8 protein-coding genes are annotated in these 8,611 nt (G+C 48.4%); 5 read left to right on the top strand and 3 right to left on the bottom strand.

Annotated features, from left to right (window positions below; all coding sequences use genetic code 11):
* Positions 1–67: 67 nt before the first annotated feature.
* A complete protein-coding gene (locus tag HOLDEFILI_RS03185; protein ID WP_006057968.1) occupies positions 68–664 on the bottom strand; it encodes a uracil-DNA glycosylase family protein in 597 nt (198 codons plus the stop codon).
* Positions 665–1,268: 604 nt separating this feature from the next.
* Here HOLDEFILI_RS03185 and HOLDEFILI_RS03180 point away from each other — a divergent pair.
* Positions 1,269–1,874, top strand: a complete 606-nt coding sequence (locus HOLDEFILI_RS03180; protein ID WP_006057967.1) for an L-threonylcarbamoyladenylate synthase — start codon at positions 1,269–1,271, stop codon at positions 1,872–1,874.
* 39 nt (positions 1,875–1,913) lie between these two features.
* Positions 1,914–2,360, top strand: a complete 447-nt coding sequence (rpiB, locus tag HOLDEFILI_RS03175) for a ribose 5-phosphate isomerase B (RefSeq protein WP_006057966.1) — start codon at positions 1,914–1,916, stop codon at positions 2,358–2,360.
* Between the two features lie 297 nt (positions 2,361–2,657).
* Here the strand turns inward: rpiB and HOLDEFILI_RS03170 are convergent, their stop codons facing one another.
* Positions 2,658–3,551 (bottom strand): AraC family transcriptional regulator, encoded by an 894-nt coding sequence (locus HOLDEFILI_RS03170; RefSeq protein ID WP_006057965.1) that lies wholly within the window; start codon positions 3,549–3,551, stop codon positions 2,658–2,660.
* Positions 3,552–3,697: 146 nt separating this feature from the next.
* On the opposite strand from HOLDEFILI_RS03170, the gene HOLDEFILI_RS03165 reads away from it, so the two are divergent.
* Entirely contained in the window at positions 3,698–5,659 is a 1,962-nt protein-coding gene (locus HOLDEFILI_RS03165; protein WP_006057964.1) for an FAD-dependent oxidoreductase, read from the top strand.
* A gap of 226 nt (positions 5,660–5,885) precedes the next feature.
* Here the strand turns inward: HOLDEFILI_RS03165 and HOLDEFILI_RS03160 are convergent, their stop codons facing one another.
* A complete protein-coding gene (locus tag HOLDEFILI_RS03160; RefSeq protein WP_006057963.1) occupies positions 5,886–7,499 on the bottom strand; it encodes a putative manganese-dependent inorganic diphosphatase in 1,614 nt (537 codons plus the stop codon).
* 303 nt (positions 7,500–7,802) lie between these two features.
* Between HOLDEFILI_RS03160 and upp the strand changes: the two genes are divergently transcribed.
* Together upp and HOLDEFILI_RS03150 are read left to right on the top strand one after the other, a co-directional pair.
* Positions 7,803–8,423 (top strand): uracil phosphoribosyltransferase, encoded by a 621-nt coding sequence (gene upp / locus HOLDEFILI_RS03155; RefSeq protein ID WP_039863799.1) that lies wholly within the window; start codon positions 7,803–7,805, stop codon positions 8,421–8,423.
* Positions 8,423–8,608 (top strand): AtpZ/AtpI family protein, encoded by a 186-nt coding sequence (locus HOLDEFILI_RS03150; protein WP_006057961.1) that lies wholly within the window; start codon positions 8,423–8,425, stop codon positions 8,606–8,608. Before upp ends, HOLDEFILI_RS03150 begins: the two co-directional genes overlap by 1 nt.
* The last annotated feature ends 3 nt before the right edge of the window (positions 8,609–8,611 follow it).

The raw sequence follows: 8,611 nt of genomic DNA, 5'->3' as shown, positions 1-8,611 counted from the left end.
TCCAGTATAGAATGACATTCCTGAAAGATTGGCAGCCAGACTTTTATAAAGGATAGAGCGAAAGGGATTAATCCTGGATCAGTTTCAACATCTGTTGGATATCTTCGGCGGCCATCGCAAACTTGGATTTCTCGATCAGAATGTTTTTCCCCGTCATGATGTAAGAAGGAAAAACCCGGATATCACCGTAATACAGCTCAGAATTGCGGAGCTTGTAAGTAGAAATGGCAGGCACAATGTTTTTCTTTATCGTTTGTTTGGTTATTTTGTTAAAGGCTTTCTTGGCGACGTCGCCCATTAACAGGATCGCCTTCAGCTGGGGGAAAAGCGATAATTCCTTCTTTAGATAAGGCAGACTGACGTCGATGGCGCTGTTTTCTACCGTTGATTCTGTTTTGGGGATCTTTACGGCGTTGGTGATGTAAATACCGGCATCCAATAAATCCTGGATCGTGGTGACGGGCAGGCCGGCTTCGCGGAAAAGCGCAAACGTCGTTGTGAGATAATCTGCTTCGCGGGATCCATAGAAGTCCTGATGAGGATCGGCGGGAACAACTTCATTGATCAGAATAGCGCGGATGTGCGCGGGATTCAGGTCTACATCGTTCAATTGGATCCTGGGTTGAACGCCGACAGTATTTTCGAGTTCAGTACGGATATTCATGGACAAGCTCCTCCTGATATTATATTGAACTGACAATCATGATTGCCAGTCATCATTTGATTCCCGTGTTGTTTAAGCTATCAACAGAGAATCCTCAGTTTCTATCTTATTATAATAGGAATATCCTGACAGCGGGATGTCAGGAATGAATTGACTGAGGAGGGCGAGGGGGAAAGCGGATTCTGTAATAGAGATCATATTCAATAAGGTTTCAATCGCTAAACGAGCGGTGTTTTTCAACGCTCAGACTGAGGCCAACAAGAAATTTCGTTATCGCTTTTTAAGCAAATTTTAATTGAGCTTCGATTGGCTGTTATTTATTTATAGATATAAAGAAGAAAATGGAACGATCTTTCATAGTTTATCATAAAAAAACGGTAGTCCTTTACTAAATCATGATTTACTAAATCTGGATTTGATGCTGGAAAGCTTCACTCGTTCTTCCGCTATTTTCAGGGATAGACTTATAAAGCCACTTCGTTTAACCGCTCTGTCCCCAGATCGGCAAAAAGTTGAGAAAATTCAGTAGTTTGCGATGGGAACAGGGTTGTAAGATCATGAAATTCCGATATAATGAATCTGGAAAAAGAAATCAGGTGAAATTATGGAAACACAGCGCTTAACTAAGAAGGACAGCGCTCAAATTGTAGAAATTTTAAACCGCGGCGGCGTCGTGGCGTTCCCAACGGATACCGTTTACGGATTGGCCGTTCGTTATGACCTGAAAGAAGCGATCCTGAAGATGAAGGAAGCGAAACAAAGACCGGAAACCAAGCCGTTTCCAATGATGGTTTCGTCGAAAGCCCAGATCGAACGGGTTGCCGTTACCGACGCGCGGTCGCAGAAATTGATCGACCAGTGGATGCCTGGAGCTTTGACGCTGGTGTTTAAGAAAAGACCGGAAATTGACGAATTGGTGACCAATGGATTCCCGACGATTGGAATCCGGATGCCGGACGATGATTTTGTTTTGGAAATCATCAATCGTGTCGGGGTTCCCCTGTTAGTGCCAAGCGCCAATTTAAGCGGACAGCCGTCGTGTACAACGTCAGAAGAAGTGCTGAAGCAGCTGGATGGCCGGATTGATGCAGTCGTCTTGGGCGAAAGCGGCGCGAGCACGGCCAGTACGGTCTGCGATACGACCGGCGATGAGCTGAAAATCTTACGGCAGGGACCGATTAAGCTGGAAGATCTGGAAGCTTCAATTTAAGGAATTATCAGTGAAAAAATAGGAAAAGGAGCGGTGAAGATGAAAATTGCAATGGCTTGTGATCATGGCGCTTATAAAAATAAGGAAGCGCTGAAAGCAAAGTTGATTCAGGAAGGTTACGAGGTTGAAGATTTCGGATGCTTCAGCGAGGAAAGCATCGATTATCCGGAAGTGGCTTATCCGTGCGCGAAAGCGGTTGCGGATGGAAAAGCGGACCGCGGCATCGTCATGTGCGGAACGGGGATCGGCGTCAGCATCGTCGCGAATAAAGTGCCGGGCATTCGCTGCGCGCATGTGCATGATCTGGAAACCGCAAAGCTGACCCGCGAGCATAACGATTCCAATGTTCTGGCGATGGGCGGACGGATTATCAGCCAGGAGCTGATCGAGCAGATCGCGGAAGTCTGGCTGACGACACCGTTTTCCAACGAAGAACGGCATCAGCGCCGGATTGCTCAGATCGCGGAATTGGAGAAGCACGCCTAGATGCAGCGTAAAGGGATGGAGAACGTTTTTTCACGCAAATTCAGTAACCTGCGGATCTTTTGAGATGTCCTTCTGATAAAAAAACGATTGCCTTTGTGAACGAGAATCTTATTTTAATTTAAGTTAACGCAGAAACAGACAGGCTAGAGCGGTATATATCGCTTTAGCCTGTCTGTTTCTTTCTGTGAAAATTCTATTTCTGCCTGAAGCTGATTAAGAACAGCGGGTAAAGAGAAAGACTGGTTTTTGATTTTGAAATCATCGCCGCGCTCCCAGCTTTCTGCTTGTCAATCGAATTTATTGTGAAATTAAAGGATCCTGTTCATGATTGGGAAAGTGCTGTTTACGGTATTGTGTCGGCGAGAGCAGGAAGTATTTCTTAAACTGGCTGCTGAAATAAAGCGGATCATAACCAATCAATTCAGCGACGTTCTGAACGGATAGCTCCGGATCCTTTAAAAGTTGCTTTGCGCGGGTTAGCTTGTGTCGGATGATCAGCTGCGCGGTTGAACAGTTCATCACGTTGCGGCTGCAGCGATATAAATAGCTTTGCGACAAAGCCAGGGTGGAGCAAAGCTCATCGACATGAATCGGCTCGCTGAGATGATCATTTAAATAGATTAGCACATTGTTTACGACGGTCTGTTCCTTGATTCGCGTTCGCGGAACTTTTTCAAGCGAAGGCTGACGACGCAGAATTTTGATCAGCAGTAAGTTAAGATTAGCTTTTAATTGAGCGTAGCTGCCTGCCTGTCCTGCCTGCAGACTGGCGTAACAGTGGCTGAAGCTCTGCCATTCGAACTCCGTAATGAGATTGGCAAAGAGTAAAACGCTGTCGATTTTTAACTGCGTGAGAAGCTCCTGTTCGCGGGTGATCGGATAAACGTTAAAAAACAGCTCATAAGAATTCAGCGGAGCCTCGCCAGTTATGGCGCTGTATACGGTATAGGGCGGGATAATCAGACAGTCGCCGCCATGGAGCTGATAACGGCGGTTTTGAAATTCAAACTCGCAGAAGCCCTCTTTCAAAATAATAATTTTAATGTGCGTGCCAACAATGTTCCGCAGTACTTTTCCACTTTGATTTGGCCAGTTTGTAAAATAGTCTATATCCAGACGAAGCGGATCCAGATAGGCGGAAAGGGAATCCTTTTGGATTCGATATGAATTTAAGCGTAATGATTGCTTCATCGTCAAATCCTGCTCTTTCTATTGCGCCCGTTTTTAGCGAGGGCTTCCTACGGTGGCCGTTCAGCATGAAAATCACAAAAAAGGACTGAATTGCATATGTGAATGAACTACCAAATAGTATATCGTAGTTACAGGAGGATTGAAAGATGAAAAAAACAGGAATGAAGCATCTTGCGGCGGCGTTGTGCGCTTTGATGGCATGCACGGCGCTGAACGGCTGTTCAACGGCCCCCAAAGAACCGGCAGATCAGCCGTCAAACACAGAATTCGACGTAACCGATAGCGCGGAGGTCGTTATTGTCGGCGGTGGAGGAACGGGAATCAGTGCCGCGCTGACCGCTGTTGAAGAGGGAGCGGAAAGTGTGATTCTGGTTGAAAAACTTCCGGAATTGGGCGGATTTATGCGGATGAAAACAGGGCAGTTCTCAGCAGCAAACACAACACTTCAAAAAGAACAAGGATTGACGGAAGATTCAGTTGAGCGTTATACGGAGGAAATCTTAAAATTTGGCAACTCTAACGGCGGTCATCCTATCGAGTACCTTGTTGAGAGCTACGCGAAAAATGCGACAGAAGCCTGGGAGTGGATTTATCAGATGGGTGTTAAGGACTATCCATTTATGACAGATAGTGAAGGCAACAAGGTCATTGTCAATCCGGGACATATGCCGTATGAATACAATCGGACTTATGTTCCGCTGCCAAAAGAGGATTCGAAGCTGGGAAATCCGGCGATCGAAGTCATGTTGAACGAGCTGGCGAAAAAAGATCAGATTCGCGTCTATACCTCGGTTGCCGGAACTCGCCTGATCACCAATGAAAAGGGTCAGGTTTGCGGCGCGGAAGGCATTGGAACGGACGGCAGGACATATCAGTTTCAGTCACAGCGCGGCGTGATTATGAGTACTGGCGGATATGCCGCAAACCCGAAGCTGTTTGAAGCTTATTCGACAGATCTGCAAAACTTAATCTCAGCCGCATTATCCAGCGATGATGGATACGGCCTTAGAATGATGCAGGAGGTCGGTGCTGGCATTACGGAAGAAGCAATGGGATGGATCGAAACTTACCCGAAGGGAATGATCAACGAAGGATCCACGACGCAGGGCGTGAACGGATCGACGGGAACTTATTATACTGGCGGTATTTTGGTGAATCTTGACGGCAAGCGGTTTATTAACGAATGTGCTTGGGACGACGAGGTTCGCAACGCCGGTTTGAAGGCGCAACCGGAAAGCTACATGTTTGAAATCTTTACCGATAAAATTCTGGAAGATACGCAGGGGACGCTGCGTGGTGCGTATGATTCGTTTAAAGAAGGCGGAATTTATCGTTCTCGCTTAGTCGAAGCGGATTCGTTGGAAGCGTTAGCGGAGAAGCTGCAGATTCCGGCGGACGCGCTGGTTAAGACCGTTGAGGATTATAACGCGGCGGTAGAGGCCGGCGTACCGGATGAGTTTGGCCGCGAGTTTGAAGTGAAGCCTAATGAAAACCGCGTTGAAGCGGTCAATAAAATTGAGGGTGATCATTATTATGCACTTAAGCTGCAGCCAATCGTTCTTTCTTCCCGCGGCGGCATCTGCGTGAACGAAAATAATCAGGTCGTTACGGATGAGGGAACCGTCATTCCGGGTCTTTATGCCGGGGGCGAGGTTGTCGGTCAGATGTGGGGCAAGACCATTGCGCCGGGGGTCGGTATGAACGGCGCGGTGACCTGGGGAAGAATTACCGGGCGCAACATCATGACGCTTCCACTGGCTGAAGGCTATGAAGTAAAGCCAGCGGCGAACATGTTTGATTTATCCTTGTTTGAAAAGACAGAAAATAAAACTGAGGGCCAGGATTTCAAGGATTTGACTGACGGCGAATACGAAGGCGCGGCGCAAGGCATGAACGCCGAGGTCAAAGTAAAAGTCACCGTGGAGAAGGGTTTAATTTCAAAGATTGAAATTGTTGAGCATCAAGAATCGGAGGGCATCAGCGATCCGGCGATCGAGCAAATGCCGACGCGAATCATTGAAGCGCAATCCAGCAAGGTCGACGCAGTGACCAACGCAACAATGACTTCCAACGCGATTTGTCATGCAGTGGAAAATGCACTGCAGTAAACCGAATTGACGCAAAAGATTTGATGATTGTTTGAGCGGTTAATTTGAGAAAATTTGTTCAACTTAGCCGTTCTTCTTGGCTGTTGAATTAACAGTAAAAGGCGTTTAACCGAAAGCAGGTTAAACGCCTTTTGTAGTTTTCTGACAACGAGATATGAAAAGGGGATAGTTGGAGTTAAGTGATAAAAAACACAGCCAAGCCAATGTCCCCAAGTTAAGTTGACTTTTATTTGTTCAGTGTATCAATCACGACCGGCAGCACCTGTTTCTTTCGTGAGATGAAGCCCGGCGCAAACCCATTCGTCAGCACAGTCTTAAATCCTTCCTCAATAACCCAGCCTTTTTTACCCGTATACAGGAAATGGGAGCCGGAACCTTTCGGATCTGTAAACAAGATCAACAACAGATCATAATGATGCTGCAGATTCTGCTCTTCCAGATACGCCAGAAAATCCGGCTTGATCTGTTGATATTCATCCGGACAGCGGCACACGACCTGACCGATTGCCACCTTGCTGTCCTGAATCCGGAACTCCTTGAAATCCTCATACATCAATTCCTGGAACGATTTGTTCATCAACGAATCCGAGGTTCCGACCAACTCCTCGGACAAGGTCTGCCGGTCAACGCCGGAAATCTGCGCCAGCTTCTCCGCAGTGATGCGGTCAATCTCGGTCGTGGTCGGCGATTTTAAATTCATCGTGTCGGAAAGCAGTCCGGCTAACAGAACCCCAGCGATCTGCGCGGGAATCTCAATCTGATGCTGCTCGTAGAGATTGGCGACGATCGTGCAGGTGGAGCCGACGATCTGGTTCACAAAGGAGATCGGACTCTGCGTTTCAATCCCGCCTAACCGATGATGATCGACGATTTCGATGATCTCCGCAAATTCCAGATCATGAATACTCTGTTCTTTTTCATTATGGTCGACTAAAATCAGCTGTTTCTTCCGATAATTAAACAAGTGATACCGGGAGATCGCACCGATCACTTCCTCTTTTTCATTGACGACCGGGTACGTGCGGAAGCGCGTCTTCGCAATCCGCTGACTGGCCCCGTCGACCGTTTCGCTGGTCCTGAACACGACGACTTCCCGGGTCATGATCTCCGCGACGCTCGGACTTTGGAAAATGCTGTGCGCCACCGTGATCGCGCTGAGCGGCGTATGCAGGATGGAAACCTGTTCCTGTTTCGCCATTTCCAACGTGATCGAATCGACCCAGTTCTCACCGCAGATCAAAATTAACGATGCTTTCTGGCGGATCGCCGATCGCTGCACCTCCGGGTTGTTCCCGACGATCACGATCGTGCCTGCTTCGATGTTGCTGTTCTGGCCTAAGGAAGGCATCAGATGAACTTTCCCATTCGGATGAAATGGCGCTTCATAAAGCAGGGAAGCCCGCGTGGTTTTCAAAATGTTGGCTAACGGCACCCGGCTCATCAGATCCTCCAACGCTTCCTCATCCGCGGTCCACAGATTTGTCAGATCGGAAACGGAAACGATGCCCTCCAGATGATGCTTCTTATCCACGACAAAGATTCCTTTGTTTTTCCGCGACAGGATCGCGTCGAGCGCTTCCTTCATCGTCGTGTCTTTGCTTAAAAGCATCGCTTCATCCATATCGATTTCTGCCAGCGTGCATTTAGCGCTTGTCAAAAGCATCGGCACGGGCAGCCGGAACCGGTCCAGGATGTATAAGGTTTCCTTGTTGACCGCGCTCAGCCGGGCGGCTACGGTATTGATGCCCAGCTTGTTTTTCAGCGCCGAGTAAGCGATCGCCGAACAGATCGAGTCGGCGTCAGGATTTTTATGACCAATTACATATACAGGTTTATCCATAGTTTATCCTCACTGACTTCATCATAGCGAAGTTTGTCAGGAAAAACAAGTTCGATTTGTGACCGCTTTCAATTTGCCTGCTCCAGGAATGTCCAGCCGTTGACAAAACAGGGGTGTTTGTCCGCTTTTCCGACAAAAGATTTTGTTTGTCTATGTCCTGCCGCCAGACCTTTCGCGTATAATGACATCCGAAAAGGAGGTCGTGCGAAAACTCACGAGAAAGTGAGCTGGAATCCTTTGTATTTTGATAAGAGTCAATGGTATAATAACCGTGATAACGCTAACAGAATAAGGAGAGAGCTTATGTTGAAAGTATTGAATCACCCGCTGATCACACACAAGCTGGCCCAGATGCGCAAGGTGGAAACCGGAACCAAGGATTTCCGTCAGAATCTGGATGAAATCGCCGGGTTGATGGCGTATGAAATCTGCCGCGATCTGCCGACCAAGCCGGTGACGATCCAAACGCCGATCTGCGAATGCCAGACGGAAGAACTGTCCAAGGAAATTGTTCTGATTCCGATCCTGCGTGCCGGACTGGGGTTAGTCAACGGCATCACCGATCTGATTCCGACCGCCAAGGTTGGATTTATCGGTCTGTACCGCGATGAAGAAACCTTACAGCCGCACGAGTATTTTGCCAAGTTCCCGAACACGATGCCGGACGCTGTCAACATGGTGTTGGATCCGATGCTGGCGACCGGCGGATCTGCCGTCGCGGCGATCGACATGATTAAAAAACGCGGCGCCAAGACGATTAAGCTGGTTTGCCTGGTCGGTGCGCCGGAAGGCGTCAAAGCCGTTGAGGAAGCCCATCCGGACGTCGATATCTATCTGGCGGCGCTGGACGATCACTTAAATGAAAAAGGCTACATCGTTCCGGGTCTGGGCGATGCCGGCGATCGGATCTTCGGCACCCGCTAGTGAAAAGCACCGTCCAGGCGCTGACGCTGGGCTTCACCATCGCGGTGTCAATTCTGGCGCCGACCCTGATCGGACTGGCGCTGGACCATGTCTGCGGCATAAGCCCCTGGGGCGTAATCGGGGGCGTTGTCTGCGGCGCGCTCTGCGCGTTCGGGGCTTTGTGGCAGCTGACAAAAACGAAATAAGGA

The sequence above is a fragment of the Holdemania filiformis DSM 12042 genome, from assembly GCF_000157995.1.
In the GTDB taxonomy this organism is placed as follows: domain Bacteria; phylum Bacillota_I; class Bacilli_A; order Erysipelotrichales; family Erysipelotrichaceae; genus Holdemania; species Holdemania filiformis.
This window is presented reverse-complemented; position numbering and strand designations above follow the sequence as displayed.

Excerpts from the sequence above, each read along its gene's own strand:
- rpiB (WP_006057966.1), top strand. The coding sequence starts at position 1,914 with ATGAAAATTGCAATGGCTTGTGATCATGGCGCTTATAAAAATAAGGAA.
- HOLDEFILI_RS03185 (WP_006057968.1), bottom strand. The coding sequence starts at position 664 with ATGAATATCCGTACTGAACTCGAAAATACTGTCGGCGTTCAACCCAGG.
- HOLDEFILI_RS03170 (WP_006057965.1), bottom strand. The coding sequence starts at position 3,551 with ATGAAGCAATCATTACGCTTAAATTCATATCGAATCCAAAAGGATTCC.
- HOLDEFILI_RS03180 (WP_006057967.1), top strand. The coding sequence starts at position 1,269 with ATGGAAACACAGCGCTTAACTAAGAAGGACAGCGCTCAAATTGTAGAA.
- HOLDEFILI_RS03165 (WP_006057964.1), top strand. The coding sequence starts at position 3,698 with ATGAAAAAAACAGGAATGAAGCATCTTGCGGCGGCGTTGTGCGCTTTG.
- HOLDEFILI_RS03160 (WP_006057963.1), bottom strand. The coding sequence starts at position 7,499 with ATGGATAAACCTGTATATGTAATTGGTCATAAAAATCCTGACGCCGAC.
- upp (WP_039863799.1), top strand. The coding sequence starts at position 7,803 with ATGTTGAAAGTATTGAATCACCCGCTGATCACACACAAGCTGGCCCAG.